Below are 19,021 nucleotides of genomic sequence, written 5' to 3'. Positions count from 1 at the left end.
CCCCGGCAGGTCCGTCACAGGTTTTCATTGTGACGTGGCCTACATATACGAGTAGCCTAACCGCACAAAGTCCAAATACTGGTACTCCGTTGCCAAACCGTAACCAGTTAACCGCCAATAACTAGCCGGTACTCGGAAGTTGCGCAAGTCACATGCTACTCGCTGGTAAGGAATGCTGCGAATCGAGGACCGGGCGGGCTCCCACAACGGCGAAACGCCCCCTAGGACGGCCTATTTAAGGCGCCACTCCCACACGTTCCACCAGACGCCCAACGGGCCAGAGCTGGGCTTGACACCCGTTACACGGCTGCTGAAAGCCACAGTTCCGGTGGTCTGGTATAGCGGCAAGCCGTAGGCGCTTTCCCAGACGCGTTTGTCGATGTCAGCCAAGAGTTCGTCCTGCTTCGCCAGATCCGTGGTGCCAGCCAGTTGCTCCATGGCTTTGTCTGCATCGCCGTCGGAAAATCCGTTGAAGTTGCTGCCGCCACCGGTTTTGAAGATCTGCGGGACGCGACTGACGCCTACCCCGGGTCCGACAAAGCCGAGAATGGCGGCGTCGTAGCTGCCGCCACCGAGCGCTTTCGCCCAGTCCGAGCTGCCGAGGCCCGCGTCTTCAACCGTGAATCCGGCCGAGCGGGCGGAGTCACGGATCAGGGAAAAAGCCCGCACCCGGTTGGGGTTGTCCCTGTTGTACAGGATGCGGACGGTAGGAGCGGCGCCGCGCAATTGCGACTTCGCACCTTGGATATCCACGCCGGAGTATTCGGCCGAACCGTTGTCCTTCACGGTGTCCGGATACTTGGGGTGGGCTGGCAGGAAGACCTGTGAGTCGAGGGGTTTCGCGTCGGCGACAAATCCGCCCACCACGTCATCCACGATCTCCTGCCGCGGAACGGTCTTCAGAAACGCCTCCCGGACGTCCTGGTCCGCGAACGGTCCCGAAAAGTTGAGATCGAGGTGGTCGTAACCGGACTGGCTGAAGCGCTGGACGGTATTGCCCTGCTCCACCAGGCCGTCGAAGAGGCTTTCGGTACCGGCAGAGGGCTGCGGGGCGATGATGTCCGCCTGGCCGCTCCTGAGCGCGGCGATTGCGGTGGAGGCGGCACCGGTGAACCGTACCGTGATGTCATCCAGATAGGGTTCGGCCCCCCAGACATAATCCCTGTTCCGGACCAGCCGTACCGAGGCGTCCGGAACGATGTCCCGGACTATGTAGGGGCCGCTGGAAAGGTACATGGCGGGATCATCAGGAAGGGACTTGGTGTCGAAGCCTGTGTTCCAGAAGTCGCTGACCCGCTTCAGCGGGGCGTTGACCGAGGGCTGTTTGGGGTCGCCCCGGGGCGAGTCCCTGATCAGGTCCACAAGATCGTCTTCGTCATTGAGGCCGCTTTTGGCGGCGACAACATGGGCGGGGAGCCCGACGTCGAACGCTACTTCCCAGTCAGGGTACGGCGAGGCGTACTCCAGGGTGATGGAACGCCCGTCACTCCCGATTTCCGGGAGCGCAGTGGCCCCCAGGCCGCTCTTGTCCGCCGCGGCCGAGAAGTACGTTGCGCCGGTCCCCGCCCGGGGTTCGGCGTCGTCGAAGTAGCCCGAGCCGGCGGCCCAGGACAGGAGGAGGTCGCCAGCGTCGATGGCTTCGCCGTCGGACCATTTCACGCCCTCATTGACCGTGTACCTCACCTTCAGCGGCTTGTCGGAGATCTTCTCGATCCGGCCGAATTTCTCGTTCCTGACCACCTTTTCGGTGTCATCCACGTAGAAGAACCCGGAATGGGTGATGTGGCCGATCTTGGTGTTGATGTCCGTGTTTCCGTCGGCGCTGAACGGGTTGAAGGACGTGAAGGCATTCACCTCGGCCACGGTGGCGCTGCCGCCGCGGTTCGTCTCACCGACCACCACAGGCGGCGCGCCCCCGGAAGCGGAGCACCCCGAGATAACCAGCGCCGCAGCGACGGCCCCGGTGATGACCTGAATCAGACGCCTCAGGGGCATGCCGTCTCCTTTGTTTTCCTTGAATTCTAGTGGTTCAGGGCGTGACCCAATGTCGCCTTACCATGAGGATCAGCCGTACATCAATCCCTGAAGGAAGCCCATGCCCCACTCTTCACGACCGTTACGCAAGCTTGGATTCCTCACTATTGGCCTCTTCGATCCGGCGGATCCGGCCGCGGGGCACGAATCGACGTTGCAGGTCATCGAACTGGGCGAGCGGCTTGGGTTCGACAGCGCCTGGCTGCGCCACCGCCATCTGCAGTTCGGAATCTCGTCCCCCATTGCGATCATGGCCGCCGCCAGCCAGCGCACCTCCCGGATCGAGCTCGGAACCGCAGTGACCCCGATGGGCTGGGAAAACCCATTGCGCCTGGCCGAGGACCTGGCCACAGTGGACCTGCTCGCGGGCGGACGCATCAATCCGGGCCTAAGCGTAGGCGAACCTATGAACTACGACACGGTGAAGCACGAGCTGTACCCGGATTCCGCCGAGCTGGAGGACTTCAGCTACGCCCGCGTGGATCGGCTTGCCCGATTGATCGCAGGGGAACCGGTCCGGGAATTTTCCGGCAAGCAGGGTGTGGTCGAGGAATTCTCCAACCGCGTCGAGCCGCACTCTCCCGGACTTCGTGAACGACTTTGGTATGGAGCGGCAAGTAGAAAATCGGCCATCTGGGCCGGCGCAAACGGATTCAACCTGCTCTCCAGCAGTGTGATCTTCCCCGAGGCCGACCAAGAACCGTCATTCGCCGACATCCAGCAATCGCAGATCCGCGCCTACGGTGAAGCAGCCGCGACATCGTCCCAATCGCGCGGACAAGCCCGGGTCTCGCAGGGACTGGTGGTGATTCCGACCGATTCGGCTTCGGGGAAACAGCGGGAAAAGTACCAGCGTTACGTCGACGAACGAACTCCCCGCACCCGTGCGCCGCAGGGGCCGAGGAGAATGCTGTTCGCCCAGGATCTCATCGGCACCAGCGATGAGATTGCGGAACAGCTGTACGCGCACACGGGGTTCCAGGAGGTCGACGAAGTGGCGTTCGCGCTGCCCTTCAGCTTCGATCAAGAGGACTACATCCAGATCCTCACCGACATCGCCACCACATTGGGTCCCGCCCTGGGCTGGAGCCCCGCGACGGTGGGGCAAGACCCACAGTAAGTGGTTGAAGCGGAACGCCCATGATGTGGGCGCCGAAACTGCATCCTCGACGGCTGGGCCCAGGCAACCTTCAGCGGAGTGATCTCGGCCATGCTGCGAACTCGCCCGCGACTGCTACTGCACGGCAAAGGTCAGCCCGGTGGCTAACCGATCATGTACGCGAAGCCGCGATTCGACGACGCAACTTGCGTCACAAACTGCACCGCGCGTTCCAGGAAGTCGCGAACGTAACGCGCGTCCAGGTCCGTCGCCACGTTGTCACGCACGCTGCGCTCCAATTCCAGGAGATCTTCGGCGATCCCGACGACGTCATCAGGAGCAATGGCTCGCACCCACGGCATCCAGCCGTATCCGTTCATGGTGACCTGTCCCTCGAACATCCGGTAGGCGGGTCGGTGGGTGCCGCCTGGCACGCTCGGGGCAGTAAGCGCCTGCATCGAGGACCACGCCTTATCCAGGTAGAGCATGTCGGTCTTGGGCACCGACTGCACCATGTTCGTTCTCGCCACCTGGGCACCATGGGGCATGCCCCAGGCGTCCGCCAGCGGGTCATCGCTGATGACGCTCAGCGGATCAGCCAGCGCGAGTTCGGTCATGTCGGCGTCGAATGCGTATGCGTAGTATCTGATTCCCATGCGTCGATCCTGCCGAGAGCGGCGCGCGTCGACAAGGCGAAATATAGCGCTTGTGGATAACTCGTTGGAATCGGCCTTGTGTGGAGCGTAAGTCAAACACGGCACGCTGATGACGCTGCCCCTCGGCTCGTGGGCGGCGGCCAGATCACGCCCCAAGGGCCCCAGCGGTGCTCGGACGTTAGAGCGCGAACGGTCAGGCAGGCCCGGCCCCAGGGGGGCGAAGCCGACGCGTGCCAGCTTGTCCAAACCCGAGTCGGTGTAGCCTGCATCGAGCAGGATTCAAGAAGCGGGCCACGATCGGTAGCAGTAGTGTAAGTCCGAACCAGAAATGGTTGCCGCACTTGAACTTAGGAGAATCACATGGCTGAGACAAACACCGGGCTGTCCAAGGAAGAACGTGATGCGGTCAAACAGCGCGCGTCAGAGCTACGCGCACAGGAAAAAGCCGGGAAAAACCGCGCCGCAGGTGAGCAGGCAGTCCGTGAGGCGATCGCCGCGCTACCGGATGAGGACCGGGTTATCGCCGAAGGTATCGACAGGATCGTTTCCGAAGTCGCTCCGCATCTTGCTCCGAAGACCTGGTACGGATTCCCTTCGTATGCCAACGAGGACGGGAAGGTAGTCGTGTTCTTCAAGGCTGCCTCGAAGTTCACCTCGCGCTACGCCACCCTGGGCTTCGAAGAGTCCGCAAAGCTCGATGACGGCGACCTGTGGGCAACCTCGTTCGCCGTTTTGGCGTTGACGCACGAGACTGAAAAGAAGATCGCGGAGCACATCCGCCGGGCTGCAGGCTAACTCGTCAGAATCGTGTTCGACGGCTTTGCCTCTGCAGGGCCGGCAGTTCCGCCATGGCATGAACGCCACAAGTCGAGATGAACCCGGCCGGTGGTGGTCAAACGTGGTCCAACGGCGTGGTCGCTCACCTTGGGTGAGGATGGTGACCAACCACGCAACAGAAACGTCCCGAATCTCGCATGCATCATGCATCATGCTGAGATTCAGGGCGTTCAGACTCCTTGCCGGCAACTACCGGCGGGAGGGAAGGTTAGACGTTGAAGCGGAACTCCACCACGTCGCCATCAGCCATCACGTACTCTTTGCCTTCTATGCGCACCTTGCCACGGGACTTGGCTTCAGCCATGGACCCGGCCTCGATGAGGTCATGGAAGGAAACCACCTCTGCCTTGATGAAGCCGCGCTGGAAATCGCTGTGGATGACGCCTGCTGCCTGCGGGGCAGTGTCGCCCTGGTGGATGGTCCAGGCACGTGTTTCCTTCGGACCGGCCGTGAGGTAGGTCTGGAGGCCCAGGGTGTGGAAGCCGACGCGCGCCAACTGGTCGAGGCCGGACTCGTCCTGGCCGTTCATTTCCAGCATTTCGCGCGCCTCCTCCTCGTCCAGTTCCACGAGGTCGGATTCGAGCTTGGCGTCGAGGAAGATGGCGTCCGCGGGGGCCACCATGGCCCGCAGCTCGTCCTGCTTCTCCGGGCTGCCCAGGATGCCTTCGTCTGAGTTGAAGACGTAGATGAACGGCTTGGCGGTCAGGAGGCTGAGCTCCTTGAGGTGCTCCATCTCCAGCTTGTCGCTCTTGATCGAGGAGAAGACCGTGTCGCCGCGTTCCAGGACTGCCTGCGCAGCCTTGATGGCAGCAAGCTCGGCGGCTTCCCGCTTCTTGATCTTGACTTCTTTTTCGATTCGGGGAATCGCATTTTCAATGGTCTGAAGGTCGGCCAGGATCAGCTCGGTGTTGATGGTTTCCATGTCCGAGCGGGGATCGACTTTGCCGTCGACGTGGATGACGTCCGGATCATCAAACACCCGGACAACCTGGGCGATGGCCTCGGCCTCACGGATATTGGCAAGGAACTTGTTGCCAAGGCCTTCGCCCTCAGACGCGCCCTTCACAATGCCGGCGATGTCTACGAAGGACACCGGGGCGGGAAGGAGCCGCTGCGAGCCAAAGATGTCAGCCAGCTGCTGGAGCCGCGGATCCGGGAGGTTCACGACGCCGACATTGGGTTCGATGGTAGCGAACGGATAGTTCGCAGCCAGCACCTGGTTCCGGGTCAGTGCGTTGAAAAGAGTTGATTTGCCGACGTTGGGCAGTCCGACGATGCCAATAGTAAGAGCCACGAGCATTGATTCTACCGGTTGCGGGACGCATGGGCCCCAGGTGGTCCCCCGCGGTGCCGCGGGTGGGGTGGAAAGGGTGGTCGGATATGTCGCTTCAGTAAATTGTCACAGGGTCATGCCACAGTGAGGATATGGATGCTTTAGCCCTGATTCTTGCCCTATTGATGCTGCTGGTGGGTGCCGTCGCCGGCGCCGCCGCCACTTACTTCTCCTTGCGCCGGCACAGCCGCGCCCTGGAGGAAGACTTCGACGCCGTCACGTCGCGGCTTTCCGAGGTCAGCGCCCAGTTCGCCGCCGCGGATGCGGAGCGCCGCCTCCTTTCCCTGCAGAACCGGGAGCTGGGCGAGTCCCGCAACCAGGACGGCAGCGTGCTCCGCGCACTGGCCCCGGTGGCGGAAAAGCTCACCGCCGTGCAGCAGCAGGTGGCCCTGCTGGAACGCGACCGCCTGGAACAGTACGGCCAGCTGGCGCAGCAACTGCAGGAGGCCAGGCTCTCTGATGCCCAGCTGATCCGGTCCACGCACGCCCTCGAGTCGGCCCTGCGCTCCAACAGTGCGCGCGGACAGTGGGGCGAAGTTCAATTGCGCCGAGTAGTTGAAGCGTCGGGCATGCTCAAGCACGTGGATTTCCTGGAGCAGGTCCACAGCGCCGGAATCGATTCCGCGGTCCGCCCCGACCTCGTGGTCCAGCTTCCGGGCCAGAAGCAGCTGGTGGTGGACGCCAAGGTGCCGTTGTCCTCGTATCTGGAGGCCCAGGAGCTGGGTGCGCGTCAGGATTCAGGCACAGCCGGGAACCCCGGCAGCCAGCAATCCCTGCTGGCTGCCCACGCCAAGGCGCTTCGGGCCCATGTGGACTCGCTCAGCAACAAGAAGTATTGGGACATTCCCGGGAACTCCCCCGAACTGGTGATCTGCTTCTTGCCCGCCGAATCCATCCTGGCTGCCGCCTTGACGGCCGATGCGACGCTGTTGGACCACGCGCTGTCGAGGAACGTGGTTTTGGCCTCGCCCAGCACGCTGCTTGCAGTGCTCAAATCGGTGGCGTTTACGTGGCGCCAGGATGTGCTGACGGACAGCGCACGCGAACTGTTTGACCTCGCCCGTCAGCTCTACGAACGCATGGGAACGCTCGGGGACAACGTGGGCAAGCTAGGTTCGTCACTCAAGTCTTCGGTGGACCGGTACAACGCCATGATCGGCACCCTGGAAGCGCGGATCCTGCCCACCGCCCGGAAGCTCAATGCCATGGACTCAGCAGGGCTGCTCACCCCGCCGGCACTCGAGGTCACGCCACGTACGCTGGCGGCACCGGAGTTTCAGCAGGACGAGGCCGCCGCCTGACGTTGCCGGAGACGGGTCAGTCGCGGGACCGGCGTCCGCCGAGCGCCCGGCTGACGTCTCCGGCTTCCTTCAGGGTCGCGCGGAGTTCCTTGGGCAACGAGAAAAGGAGATCTTCTTCGGCCGTGACAACTTCTTCCACGGAGCCGTAGCCGTAGTCGGCCAGCAGGCGCAGGACGTCCGTGACCAGGATCTCCGGCACAGAAGCCCCTGACGTCACTCCGACTGTTGCCACGCCTTCAAACCACGCCTCGTCCACTTCGTTGGCGAAGTCGACGCGGTAGGAGGCCTTGGCCCCATACTCCAGTGCGACTTCCACCAGGCGGACCGAGTTCGAAGAGTTAGCCGATCCCACCACAATGACCAAGTCAGCTTGGGGGGAGATCTTCTTGATGGCCACCTGACGGTTGGTGGTGGCGTAGCAGATGTCGTCGCTGGGCGGATCCTGCAGGGTGGGGAATCGCGCCTTCAGCAGGCGAACCGTTTCCATGGTCTCGTCCACGCTGAGGGTGGTCTGGGACAGCCAGATGACCTTTTCAGGATCCCTGACGGTTACCTTGTCCACTTCGTGGGGACCGTTAATGATCTGGATGTGTTCTGGGGCCTCGCCTGCGGTCCCTTCAACTTCTTCATGACCGTCGTGGCCGATCAGCAGGATGTCGAAGTCGTCCTTGGCGAACCTTACGGCTTCCTTATGGACTTTCGTCACCAACGGGCAGGTGGCGTCAATGGTGCGCAGCCCGCGGTCCTCCGCTGACTGGACGACGGCCGGCGATACCCCATGGGCGGAAAAGATCACCAGGGCGCCTTCCGGGACCTCGTCGGTCTCGTCGACGAAGATTGCGCCCTGTGCCTCCAGCGAGCTCACGACGTGGACGTTGTGCACGATCTGCTTCCGAACGTACACCGGCGGGCCGTAGTGCTCCAAGGCCTTCTCGACGGCGATCACGGCCCGGTCCACGCCGGCGCAGTAGCCGCGGGGTGCTGCCAGGAGTACCTTCTTGGGACCGGTCACCGGAGCCGCGGCGGCTACCTCCTCAGGCGAGCGCCGCCTGCGCGGGACAGTTGGCATCGAGAGGGACACAGCTGTGGAAGTCATCCCTCCATGCTACCGGGTTGGGTGCCGTCGCCCCGGCGAGGCGATGCGGATCACAACAGCCGCCGCGACCAGCACACCGCCGGTTATCGCGGCACCACCGACCCAGGATTGGAAGCTGCTGGAAGCGGCTGCCACGAACGCGTCCTTGAACATGTCCGCAAGCCCATTGCCGCTCGCCGCTCCCACAACGGCATCCCTTGCGAGCTGCGAACCGGCAGACCACAGGCCGGCCAGTACCAGCGCTGCAAGTCCTACAGCGAAGATCACTGACCAGCGACGACGGGCGGAAACCAGGGCGAGTGCAAAGGCGATACCGGCTCCGAAGGCAAGGGAGTAGCCGAGCGGCGCATAGGCGGACACCCTCTCGACCAGCTGGCGCTGCTCCGGTTCTCCAACGTTCACCAGGGTCTGCTCGGGCGCAGTCAGCGGCAGTCCCGTGGTGCGCGCGAGCTCCTCCGTCGCCAGCGCCACCAGTGGCGCCACGTCCAAAGTGAGCGACGACGGCGCGTCCGGTTCGGCCGGAACTGATGCGGTTGCAGCGAAGCTGAGCCGGTGGCTCTTCCGCAGGCTCTCCTCCCAGGCCGCCGGGTAGCCCGGTAACGCAGTGAGTGAACCGGCAGCCGCCTCAATCACTGGCTTCACCAGACCTGCGAGGGCGTCCGGGATAGCCCCGGTGTCAATGGTTCCCACAGCGGCCGCGGCGAGCCGCTGCTGGAATTCTGCGTCCTGCCCCAGTGGACCAGCCAGCGCCACAAAGCCATCCTCCTGGAGCACGTTGCGGTCAAGCCAAATGGCTGGGACGGCTAGGGCGGACATTAAAACGCCCAGGACGACGGCGACGGCTGAAACGAAGGTGCGCAAGAACGGTCCTCACTGGTTGGCGGCGGCACAGCCATCATAGGGCTGGTGCCTGGACAAAGAATGTCAGTCTCGGGTGGTACAGCTTATGGATAAGGTTGAATGGCATCCGCCAGCCTGCTGACAGCAGCCAGTTGACTGACCGCCGCCATTCAAACACGAACCGCCACCTGCCGAACAAAGGACCGCCATGCCGCCACCCACAGCTTCCCGGGGCAGCGGACATGTCTGACCAGGCCGCCCTGCCAGGCACCGCTGCCACTACGCTGCCTGCTACCGCCGCTGAAACCAGCCCGGACAATCCATGGCCGCTGCAGTTACTGTCCCAGAAACTCAAAGCCCATATCGACCGCACACCGTCGGCGTGGGTGGAGGGCCAGGTCATCGAAATGAACCGCCGGGGCGGTAACGCGTATCTCACCCTCCGGGACGTGGACGCGGAAGTTTCCCTGCCGGCGTCGGTCTGGACCAAGGTTCTGGACCGGCAGAACATGCCCCTGGAGCGGGGCTCCCGAGTTGTGGCCCTGCTCAAGCCGGAGTTCTGGCTGAAGACCGGGCGGCTCAACATGCAGGTCAGGGACATCAGGCCTGTGGGGCTTGGCGACCTGCTGGCACGGATCGAACGGTTGCGCCAGGCCCTCTCCGCCGAGGGGCTGTTTGCCGATTCTCGGAAGAAGCCGCTGCCGCTGCTCCCCCACCGTATCGGCCTGATTACCGGACGGGACTCCGACGCCAAAAAGGACGTCGTCCAGAACGCCGCACTGCGCTGGCCCGCCGTCGAATTCGAGATCCGGGAGGTCGCGGTGCAGGGCAATACCGCGGTCTCGCAGATCATCCGCGCCCTTCAGGAGTTGGACGGCCGCCCCGACGTGGACGTCATTGTCATCGCCCGGGGCGGCGGAGCGTTGGAGGACCTGCTGCCTTTCAACAGCGAAGAACTGATCCGGGCCGTCGCGGCCACGGCTACCCCGGTGGTCAGCGCCATCGGCCATGAGGCGGACCGCCCCCTCCTCGACGACGTGGCAGACCTTCGCGCATCCACGCCCACAGATGCCGCCAAGCGGATCGTGCCTGACGTTGCCGAGGAACTGGCGGGTGTTCGCCAGGCAAGGGAGCACCTGCGCAGGAGCATCGGCAGGCTTGTGGACAGGGAGTCGGACCGGTTGTCCGCACTCCATTCCCGGCCGGTTCTGGCCACCCCCGAAGCCATGATCACCGGACGCGCGGAGGAAATCGAACGCCTCCTGCGGAGATCATCGGCCGCCGTCAGTTCAACGGTGGTGCGGGCGGCGGACCAGCTGGTTCACCTGCAGGCCCAGGTCCGTGCCCTGTCACCGCAAAAGACGCTGGACCGCGGCTACGCCGTGGTCGAACTGGCCAACGGCCGGCCGGCCCGTGCCACCGAGGCTGCCGGCCACGCTGTGGTCCGCGACCCTTCGGAGGCGCCGTCGGGAACTGCGTTGTCCGTACGCGTGGCCCAGGGCCTGTTCGGCGCCACATCCACTGGGGAACTTCAACAAGGAGAAGCACATGCCCGAGACAAAGCCTGACCCGGAAATCGAAGCACTGAGCTATGAGGAAGCCCGCGAACAGCTGGTGCAGGTGGTGGGAAAGCTCGAGGCCGGCGGCGCCAGCCTCGAGGAATCCCTGGCACTCTGGGAACGCGGCGAAGCCCTGGCAAAGCGCTGCGAGGAGTGGCTGGAGGGCGCCCGCAAGCGGCTCGCTGCCGCCCGCGACCAGCCGCTCTGACCAACCCCTGGCCCGGCCCCCTGACCCACGATTGCGGGCCTACCCCTCGGAACACCCCGCCCCAGGTCAGGACCGATCAACCAGTTCCCGTTCGATAGGGACATCGAACTCACCTTTCGGCCATTCCAGCTTCATGTCAGACAGCGCGCCCAGCACCAACTGCTGCACAGCGATCCGGGCGTACCATTTCTTGTTGGCCGGAACCACATGCCAGGGTGCCGCTTGTGTGTTCGTTTCGTCGAAGGCAGCCTGGTAGGCGTCCATGTAATCGCCCCAGAATGCCCGTTCCTTGAGGTCGCTGCTGGTGTATTTCCAGTGCTTGGCGGGGTTGTCCAGCCGGGCAAGGAGCCGGGCCTTCTGTTCATCCTTGCTGATATTGAGCATCACCTTGATGATTTTGGTTCCGGCATCGGTCTGGCGCGCCTCGAACTCATTGATGGCCCGGTAGCGGCGCTTAAGTTCCTCGGGCGTCGCCCAGTTATGGACCCGGTGGATCAGGACGTCCTCATAGTGGGAGCGGTCGAAGATGCCCACCATGCCCGCTCCGGGCACCTCCTTCTCGATCCGCCAGAGGAAGTCATAGGACTTCTCTTCCTCGGTGGGTGCCTTGAAAGCCTTGAACTGGACGCCCTGCGGATCCATGGTGGCCATGACATGGTTGACGATTCCGCCCTTGCCGGCGGTATCCATGGCCTGCAGGATCAGCAAAAGCCGTTTTTTCCCGCCGAAGCGCGACTCCGCGAACAGCTTTTCCTGAAGTTCGGCCAACGCGCCGTCCAGTTCAGCCAGCATTGTCTGGCCATCGGCTTTGTTGCCCTTGTAACCGGGCGTCGCGTCAGGGTCGGCGTCAGCCAGTGAGAAGCCTTTCCCCACCCTCAGCGTATCGACGGGGTGCTTCTTGAACTCGACCAAGTCAGCCATCGGGGTCCTTTGTCCGCAGTGTCCGCGCCAATAGGCGCGTCACCACAGGCTAGTTCCCTTTGTACCTGCTCAGGAAGTCCCCCATGCGGTTGATGGCCTCCTCGAGGTCCTTCACCAGAGGCAGGGTAACCATCCGGAAGTGGTCGGGGCGGACCCAGTTGAAGGCCCGGCCGTGGGAGACCAGGATTTTCTGCTCGCGCAGCAGGTCCAAAACGAACTTCTCGTCGTCGCGGATGTGGAATACCTCGGGATCGAGCTTCGGGAAGAGGTACATGGCGCCACGGGCCTGCTGTGTGCTCACACCGGGGATGGCGTTGAGCATGTCGTAGGCTTTGTTCCGCTGTTCCAGCAGCCTGCCGCCGGGCAGGATGAGGTCATTGATGCTCTGGTAGCCGCCGAGTGCGGTCTGGATGGCATGTTGGGCGGGCACATTGGCACAGAGGCGCATGTTGGCCAGGAGGCTGATGCCCTCCAGGTAGTCCGAGGCATCCTTCTTCGGGCCGGAGATGGCCATCCAGCCGGCACGGTAGCCGCAGACGCGGTAGGCCTTGGACAGTCCACTGAAAGTGAGGCACAGGACGTTGTCGCCAGTAAGGGAGGCCATGTTGACGTGCACGGCATCCTCGTACAGGATCTTTTCGTAGATTTCATCCGCGAAAAGGATCAGTCCGTGCTTTTCGGCCAGGGCCACGATCTTCTTCAGGGTCTCCTCCGGGTAGACCGCGCCCGTCGGGTTGTTGGGGTTGATCACCACAATGCCCTTGGTGCGCGGCGTGATCTTGGCTTCAAGATCCTCAATGTCCGGCTGCCAGCCTGATTCCTCATCGCAGAGGTAATGCACCGGCTTGCCGCTCGCCAGGGCAACGGAAGCCGTCCACAGCGGGTAATCCGGCGTGGGGATCAGCACCTCATCACCGTCATTAAGCAGCGCCATGAGGGACATGGTGATCAGTTCGCTGACGCCGTTGCCCAGGTAGATGTCGTCCACGTGGATGTTCTGGATTCCGCGGGTCTGGTAGTACTGGGAGACGGCGGTCCGGGCGGAGAAGATGCCCCGGGAGTCGCTGTAGCCCTGGGCATGGGGCAGATGGCGGATCATGTCCACCAAGATGGCGTCCGGGGCTTCAAATCCAAACGGGGCCGGGTTTCCGATATTCAGTTTGAGGATCCGGTGACCCTCCGCCTCCATCTGCTGGGCGGCCTGAAGGATCGGTCCACGGATGTCGTATAGGACGTTGTGAAGCTTGGTGGACTGCTTGAATTCTGCCATTCATCAAATATGCCATATGACGGATGTACTTCCGTTGAGACCTCAGACACAGAAGCGTAGGGAGCAGACGACGGCGGCTGCCGGCCCGTGTGGGTCCGGCAGCCGCCGTCGTGATTTGCGTTAAGGAGTCAGGCGCTACTTGACGATGCCCTTGTCCTTCAGCCAGGTGGCCGCTGCGTCTTTGGCGTTTTGCTTCTGGCTGCCGCTGACTGCGCGGTTGAGGTTGACCAGGTCCTCAGTGGTCAGGATCTTTGATACGGCATTGAGCGCGTCCTTGGCCTTGTCCGTCATTTTTGCCTTGTTGTACAGAGGCAGAACCTGCTGGGCCTTGAAGTTGTTCTTGGGATCCTCCAGGACCACCAGATCGTTGTCGGCGATGGACGGCGTGGTGGTGTAGATGTCAGCCACCTGGACGTCGTCGGTCAGCAGTGCCTGCAGTGTCAGGTTGCCGCCGCCGTCGCTGAAGGGCTTCAGTGACTTCAGTTCGCAGCCATAGTTCGCTTTGAGGCCGGGCAGGCCGTACGCACGGGTTTCGAACGTGGCCGGGGCCGCCATGGTGAGGTCCTTGCAGACCTTGGCCAGGTCCACAATGGACTTCAGCTGGTACTTCTCTGCGGTGGCCTTGGTGACCACCATGGCGTCCTTGGACTCAGCCTTGGATGCTTCCAGGACTGCCAGCCCGTCGGGGAGCTTCCCGGGCAGGGCCTTGTAGATGTCGTCGGCCGAGACCTCGGCAGCTTCCGGAGCCACGTGCGAGAGCAGATTCCCCGAGTAGTCGGGGACTAGGTCAATAGAACCGTCCTGGACCGCCTTGAAGTAGATTTCGCGGGCACCGATGTTGGGCTTGGTGGTTGCCGTGACCCCTGCAGCAGTCAGTGCGCCGGCATAGATCTCAGCCACGATCTGGCTCTCCGGGAAGTCAGCCGAGCCGACCACCAGCGAGCCGCCGCCGGCGCTTCCGGCGCTGGTGCTGGGGGTGGCCAAGGGGTCACTCCCGCCGCAGGCTGTCAGCGCGACGGCCAGGCCGACGCCGGCAGCCATGCCAGCCAGTCCCCGGCGGGTAAGGATTCTCCTGGTGTTCTCTTTCATGGGGTACCTCCTTGAACAGCAGCTGGCGCAGGCGCGGCAGCTGGGAGATCAACGGAAGCCTTTTGGCTACCGCGCAGATCGGTTTTGAGGCCAGGCGAAAGAAGGACTCTTTGCGCTGCAGCCAGAATCAGGTCAACAACGATGGCCAGCCCTGCAATCAGCAGGGACCCGGCCAGCATCCGCGGGAAGTCCTGCAGCGCCAGGCCATCAAAAAGGTAGCGGCCCAATCCGCCCAGAGGCAGGTACGCAACCACAGAAACTGTGGCGACGACCTGCAGAACGGCGGTTCTGACGCCGCCGAACATCACCTGCAGCCCGTTTGGCAGCTCGACTCTGAACAGGATCTGCAGCTCGGTCATGCCCACGGCCCGGGCAGCATCCACCACCGTCCTGTCCACACTTGAAATGCCGGCATAGGTTCCCGCAAGGAGCGGTGGAACGGTCAGGATCACCAGCGCCCACACCGGTGGCATCAGGCTGCTTCCCGCGAGGAGGGCGAAGAGGACCAGCAGGCCCAACGTAGGCAGGGCCCGCAGCGCACCTGCAACCGCTACGGCCACCACGCGTCCGCGACCCGTGTGTCCGATGTAGAGCCCTGCCGGAACGGCGATGGCCGTGGCAATCAGCAGGACCAGCCCGCTGTACTGGAGGTGCTCCGAGAGCCGGACGGGGATGCCGGAGGTGCCGGTCCAGTGCAGGGGATCAGCTATCCAGGCGAGAGTGTCCATAAAAATATTGCTCATGGTGCGGCCCCCGTGTGGACGTTGGCATCGGCCAGGTAGCCTGCGGCCGAAGTCGCCGAGGGGCCAGAGGCCTTAGCGGCGCGGGTCCACGGCGTCAACACCTTTTCCAGGACCACCAGCACGGCATCCATCAGCAGCGCGAGGACGAGTATAGCGATGATCCCCACCACCACTTCCGTGACGAAGTTCCGTTGTAGCCCGTCGGTAAACAGCATGCCCAGGTTGCCCACCCCCAGCAGTGCCGCGACGCTCACCAGGGAGATGTTGCTGACGGAAACCACCCGCAGCCCGGCGAACATCACCGGCAGGGAGAGCGGCAGGTCGATCTGGGCAAAGCGGAGCCACGGCTTGTACCCCATGGCGATGGCGGCCTGGCGGAGGTCCTCCTCCACGGAGTCAAAAGCATCCAGGGCGGCCCGGACCAGCAGCGCCACCGCATAGATGGTCAGGGCAACAATAACGTTGAGCGGGTCCAGGATCCGGGTTCCGAGAACCGTGGGCAGGATGATGAACAGCGCCAGCGAGGGGATCGTGTATAGCAACGAGCTTGCGGTCACCACCACCGAACGCAGCGCCGGGTGGGTCCGCGCCAACTGCGCCAACGGAATGGAAATAACCAGCCCCAGAACCATCGGAATAAGGGCCAGGACCAGGTGCTGGCCGGCCAGTCCCATGACCATGCCGCTGTTTGCCAGGAACCACTCCATCAGAGCGCAGCCTGCCTGACCTGGCGGGCGTCCTCAATGACACCGAGGACTTCCTGGGCCCTGACGGTTCCCAGGACCTTGCCAACGGCGTCGACCGCCACACCTTGGCCGGAAGGGGACGACAGTGCCGAGTCCAGTGCACGCCGCAGTGTCTCGCCGGGCCGGAAGAGTGACCCGCCCGGAATGAGCTCCGAGTCCGTCCCCGGCCTCGCCCAGCCCAGGGGGCGCAGGTCCGGATCCACCACGAGCTGCCAGTCGGTCACCGCAGCGGGATCGCCGGCAAACTGGCCGGCCGTCATCACAAGCGTGGGCACCGGGTGGATGGTGACGGCGTCGGATGTGGTGAACCCCAGGTGGCGGAAGCCACGGTCCCGCCCCACGAAGGAAGCCACAAAATCATTCGCCGGTGCCCGGAGGATTTCCTCAGGGGTGGCGTACTGGGCCAGCCGGCCGCCGACAGCGAAAACGGCCACCTTGTCGCCAAGAATGGTTGCCTCGTCGATATCGTGCGTAACGAAAACGATGGTTTTTGCGAGGTCCTTCTGCAGTCTCAGGAGTTCCTGTTGCAGTTCGTCACGCACCACGGGGTCAACGGCGCTGAACGGTTCGTCCATCAGCAGGACGGGTGGATCGGCTGCGAGCGCCCGGGCTACACCGACGCGCTGCTGCTGGCCGCCAGAGAGCTGGGACGGGTACCGCTTCCCGAGCGCGTAAGCCAGCCCAACGACGCCGAGCAGTTCCGTTGCGCGCTTGCGGGCCTCAGCCTTTGAAACGCCGTTGAGCCGGGGCACGGTGGCGATGTTGTCCAGCACGGAACGGTGCGGCATCAGACCGGAAGACTGCATCACGTAGCCCATGGACCTTCTCAGCTCCGCGGCAGGCACCGAGGTCACGTCCCGCCCGTCCACGGTGATCACACCGGACGTCGGTTCCACCATGCGGTTAATCATCCGCAGCGAGGTGGTCTTGCCGCAGCCGGACGGCCCCACAAAGACGGTGATGGAGCCCTTGTCGATGGACATGGTGAGCTGGTCCACGGCCGGCTGCCCGCCTTGATACTGCTTGGTGACGCTCTGGAACTCAATCATGGCTTGGTCCATTCTGCGGACTTACCTGTTCTGTTGGAAGGCATAGGACAGTGTGGGGTCATAAGCTCACTGATATTTACGGTAACGCAATCCGTTGCCAGCGTAACCGGATCAGCAGGCAATCCGGGCAAGAGAATCCCTACTGTAATCATTCGTTGTACAACCGGGGCGCGGATGGGTCTCATCGAACACCGCATGATGTGCTGCTTACGCCTGACTCTGTCCCGGCCTAGAGTTGGACGGTGACCAACTTGGAAGTGGCTCCCCAGCAGGAACTTTGTCCGCCCGCAGGCCCCGAAGGGACGTCCGGCCCCTGCCTGCAGCTCTGGCCCGAACGGGAGGTTCCGTTCGGCGGCGTGCGGGCCATGACCGTCCGGCGCACGCTGCCACAGCGGGGGTTGCCCACCATCGGTGCCTGGTGTTTCCTGGACAGTTTCGGCCCCGACCGCACCGCCATGTCCGTCCTCCCGCACCCGCACACCGGGCTGCAGACGGTCACCTGGCCACTTGCCGGCAACATCCGGCACCGGGACAGCGTGGGCAGCGATGTGGTGGTCCGGCCCGGTGAGCTGAACATCATGACCGCCGGGCACGGGGTGTCGCATTCCGAGTTCGCCCTGCTTCCAGATTCCGATGCAGGTCCCGACACCGGCGCGCCCCTGCCCGTGCAGCGAGGCCTGCAGCTTTGGGTTGCGTTGCCGGACGCTGAACGCGGCAGGGAGCCCGCGTTCGAGCAGCACCGGGAACTGCCTTCGGTGACGGGGCCGGGTTTCACTGCGACGGTGATTGTGGGCGAATTCGCCGGGGCGGTGTCACCCGCCACGATGTATTCCCCCATCGTCGGAGCAGACATCTCCTGCGAGGGCCCGGCCGTCCTTCCGCTGAACTCACACTTTGAGCATGCCGTGCTGGTGCTCGACGGCGGGCTGACGCTGGACGGGCAGGAGGTCCAGCCCGGTCCGCTCGGCTACCTGGGCGCGGGACGCCCCTCACTGGAGTTCCAGGCCCTACCCGGAACACGGTTCCTCCTGATCGGCGGGGAGCCGTTTCAGGAGGAACTGCTGATGTGGTGGAACTTCGTTGGCCGCACGCACGACGAAGTGGAACAGGCCCGCGCGGACTGGGAAGCCCAAGCAGCCCTGGCCGACAATACCGCGCGCGGAGCCCGCTACGGGCTGGTCGAGGGGCACGGCCCGGACGCAGGCGTCGAAGCCGGCCGCATCCCCGCCCCCGTTATGCCGGCCGTCAGGCTGACACCCCGGAAGCGGTCAGTGGGCCCCTGACCCTTCCGAGACCAACTTCAGAATGCCAAACACTGGGTCCTGCTCCAGAACACGGACATCCGTGACGCCGACGGCAGCCAGGTGGCCCCGGAAAGAGTCCTGTAGCGGGATCACGTTCATGCCAAGTCCGCTGCCGAGAATTACCGGGCCGCCGATTCCCAGCTTCCGCAGGGCCTGCGCCGCCAGGCCGGCAAGGTCCTTGCCGGCCTGGTCCAGCAGCTCCTGGCTAACCGGGTGGCCGGCCGCTGCCGCGTCAACCACCAGGCGTGCCTGCTGGGCCCAGAACCGGCGGCCGGTATCCGGGGAATGGAACAGTGCTATCAGCATGTTCGGGTGGTCCACTCCGCACGCGGCAAGCAGCGCCTCGGTCAGCTGGTCCGCCGGGAGTCCCTGGTTCATCCGGCGCAGGCTGTGCCGGACCGCCTCCCGGCCCAGCCAGTAGCCGCTGCCTTCGTCACCAAGCAGGTAACCCCAGCCGCCGGCGCGGGCCTCTTCGCCTGCCGAATTCCGTCCCCAGGCCGCGGAGCCGGTTCCTGCGATTACGGCCACGCCGGTGCTGGCGCCACCGGCGGCCAGCAACAGCCGTGAATCGTGGACCACCGTGACTTTGGCTCCCGGAACATGGGGTTCTATCAGCGCGGCAAGGGCCGCGGCGTCGTCATCGGTATCAATGCCCCCGGCACCCGCGTACACGTGGGCCACCTGGCCGCCGCCGATCCGGGAGAAGAGATCCGCGAGGTTCAGTGCCGCCTGTTCGCGGCTGACGTTCTGGACGTTGGAGCTGCCGGCGGACTCGTCGGCCACGGCTACTCCGTCCTCAAACCGGACACCGCGGGTCTTTGTACCGCCAATGTCCAGGCCGATAATGACCCCCGCGAGGGGACCCGGGGCGGCCGCGGCACCCCCGTGCGGGTGCCTTCGGGAAGTTGCGGTCTGGGGGTGTTCGCTGTCAGTCAC

The 19,021-nt window shown here is 63.9% G+C and carries 18 protein-coding genes; 6 read left to right on the top strand and 12 right to left on the bottom strand.

The features are described 5' to 3' along the window. Positions 1-231: 231 nt before the first annotated feature. Entirely contained in the window at positions 232-1,995 is a 1,764-nt protein-coding gene (locus ACZY1F_RS11240; RefSeq protein WP_463941761.1) for an ABC transporter family substrate-binding protein, read from the bottom strand. 100 nt (positions 1,996-2,095) lie between these two features. Here ACZY1F_RS11240 and ACZY1F_RS11235 point away from each other — a divergent pair, with 100 nt between their 5' ends. Continuing rightward, entirely contained in the window at positions 2,096-3,154 is a 1,059-nt protein-coding gene (locus ACZY1F_RS11235) for an LLM class flavin-dependent oxidoreductase (protein ID WP_463941760.1), read from the top strand. 143 nt (positions 3,155-3,297) lie between these two features. Here the strand turns inward: ACZY1F_RS11235 and ACZY1F_RS11230 are convergent, their stop codons facing one another. Next, entirely contained in the window at positions 3,298-3,789 is a 492-nt protein-coding gene (locus tag ACZY1F_RS11230; RefSeq protein WP_463941759.1) for a hypothetical protein, read from the bottom strand. Positions 3,790-4,149: 360 nt separating this feature from the next. Between ACZY1F_RS11230 and ACZY1F_RS11225 the strand changes: the two genes are divergently transcribed. Then, entirely contained in the window at positions 4,150-4,584 is a 435-nt protein-coding gene (locus tag ACZY1F_RS11225) for a hypothetical protein (protein ID WP_463941758.1), read from the top strand. Positions 4,585-4,834: 250 nt separating this feature from the next. Here the strand turns inward: ACZY1F_RS11225 and ychF are convergent, their stop codons facing one another. After that, positions 4,835-5,920, bottom strand: a complete 1,086-nt coding sequence (ychF, locus tag ACZY1F_RS11220) for a redox-regulated ATPase YchF (protein ID WP_463941757.1) — start codon at positions 5,918-5,920, stop codon at positions 4,835-4,837. Positions 5,921-6,051: 131 nt separating this feature from the next. Here ychF and ACZY1F_RS11215 point away from each other — a divergent pair, with 131 nt between their 5' ends. After that, positions 6,052-7,260: a DNA recombination protein RmuC gene (locus tag ACZY1F_RS11215; protein WP_463941756.1), complete on the top strand. Its 1,209-nt coding sequence runs from the start codon at positions 6,052-6,054 to the stop codon at positions 7,258-7,260. A 16-nt stretch (positions 7,261-7,276) separates the two neighbouring features. Here ACZY1F_RS11215 and ACZY1F_RS11210 read toward each other — a convergent pair whose 3' ends face one another. Both ACZY1F_RS11210 and ACZY1F_RS11205 read right to left on the bottom strand, forming a co-directional pair. Beyond that, complete coding sequence (locus tag ACZY1F_RS11210) at positions 7,277-8,356, bottom strand: 4-hydroxy-3-methylbut-2-enyl diphosphate reductase (RefSeq protein WP_463941755.1); 1,080 nt, start codon at positions 8,354-8,356, stop codon at positions 7,277-7,279. A 9-nt stretch (positions 8,357-8,365) separates the two neighbouring features. Then, on the bottom strand, positions 8,366-9,217 hold the full coding sequence (locus ACZY1F_RS11205) for a folate/biopterin family MFS transporter (protein WP_463941754.1): 852 nt from the start codon (positions 9,215-9,217) through the stop codon (positions 8,366-8,368). A gap of 221 nt (positions 9,218-9,438) precedes the next feature. On the opposite strand from ACZY1F_RS11205, the gene xseA reads away from it, so the two are divergent. Together xseA and ACZY1F_RS11195 are read left to right on the top strand one after the other, a co-directional pair. Continuing rightward, positions 9,439-10,764, top strand: coding sequence for an exodeoxyribonuclease VII large subunit (xseA, locus tag ACZY1F_RS11200; RefSeq protein WP_463941753.1), 1,326 nt, complete (start codon positions 9,439-9,441; stop codon positions 10,762-10,764). After that, positions 10,745-10,963 (top strand): exodeoxyribonuclease VII small subunit, encoded by a 219-nt coding sequence (locus ACZY1F_RS11195; protein WP_056344066.1) that lies wholly within the window; start codon positions 10,745-10,747, stop codon positions 10,961-10,963. Before xseA ends, ACZY1F_RS11195 begins: the two co-directional genes overlap by 20 nt. A gap of 66 nt (positions 10,964-11,029) precedes the next feature. On the opposite strand, the gene ACZY1F_RS11190 is transcribed toward ACZY1F_RS11195, so the two are convergent. The 6 genes from ACZY1F_RS11190 to ACZY1F_RS11165 all read right to left on the bottom strand — a co-directional run bounded on the left by ACZY1F_RS11190 (position 11,030) and on the right by ACZY1F_RS11165 (position 16,793). Next, positions 11,030-11,884, bottom strand: coding sequence for a polyphosphate kinase 2 family protein (locus ACZY1F_RS11190; RefSeq protein ID WP_463941752.1), 855 nt, complete (start codon positions 11,882-11,884; stop codon positions 11,030-11,032). Between the two features lie 49 nt (positions 11,885-11,933). Beyond that, positions 11,934-13,154: a pyridoxal phosphate-dependent aminotransferase gene (locus ACZY1F_RS11185; RefSeq protein WP_463941751.1), complete on the bottom strand. Its 1,221-nt coding sequence runs from the start codon at positions 13,152-13,154 to the stop codon at positions 11,934-11,936. Between the two features lie 135 nt (positions 13,155-13,289). Beyond that, positions 13,290-14,243 carry an ABC transporter substrate-binding protein gene (locus tag ACZY1F_RS11180; RefSeq protein WP_463941750.1) on the bottom strand — a complete coding sequence of 318 codons (954 nt, stop codon included), beginning with the start codon at positions 14,241-14,243 and terminating at the stop codon, positions 13,290-13,292. Next, positions 14,240-14,986, bottom strand: a complete 747-nt coding sequence (locus tag ACZY1F_RS11175) for an ABC transporter permease (protein ID WP_463941749.1) — start codon at positions 14,984-14,986, stop codon at positions 14,240-14,242. The genes ACZY1F_RS11180 and ACZY1F_RS11175 overlap by 4 nt, the downstream gene beginning before the upstream one ends. After that, complete coding sequence (locus ACZY1F_RS11170) at positions 14,983-15,693, bottom strand: ABC transporter permease (protein WP_463941748.1); 711 nt, start codon at positions 15,691-15,693, stop codon at positions 14,983-14,985. The genes ACZY1F_RS11175 and ACZY1F_RS11170 overlap by 4 nt, the downstream gene beginning before the upstream one ends. Beyond that, entirely contained in the window at positions 15,693-16,793 is a 1,101-nt protein-coding gene (locus ACZY1F_RS11165; RefSeq protein ID WP_463941747.1) for an ABC transporter ATP-binding protein, read from the bottom strand. Before ACZY1F_RS11165 ends, ACZY1F_RS11170 begins: the two co-directional genes overlap by 1 nt. A 230-nt stretch (positions 16,794-17,023) precedes the next feature. Between ACZY1F_RS11165 and ACZY1F_RS11160 the strand changes: the two genes are divergently transcribed. After that, complete coding sequence (locus ACZY1F_RS11160; RefSeq protein WP_463941746.1) at positions 17,024-18,064, top strand: pirin family protein; 1,041 nt, start codon at positions 17,024-17,026, stop codon at positions 18,062-18,064. Here ACZY1F_RS11160 and ACZY1F_RS11155 read toward each other — a convergent pair. After that, on the bottom strand, positions 18,050-18,931 hold the full coding sequence (locus ACZY1F_RS11155) for an N-acetylglucosamine kinase (protein ID WP_463941902.1): 882 nt from the start codon (positions 18,929-18,931) through the stop codon (positions 18,050-18,052). The two genes, ACZY1F_RS11160 and ACZY1F_RS11155, sit on opposite strands and share 15 nt — an antisense overlap. Positions 18,932-19,021: the final 90 nt, after the last annotated feature.

The sequence above is a fragment of the Pseudarthrobacter xylosi genome, from assembly GCF_055412765.1.
The sequence above is the reverse complement of the archived record's forward strand: the minus strand, read 5'-3'. Positions and strand labels throughout refer to the sequence as shown.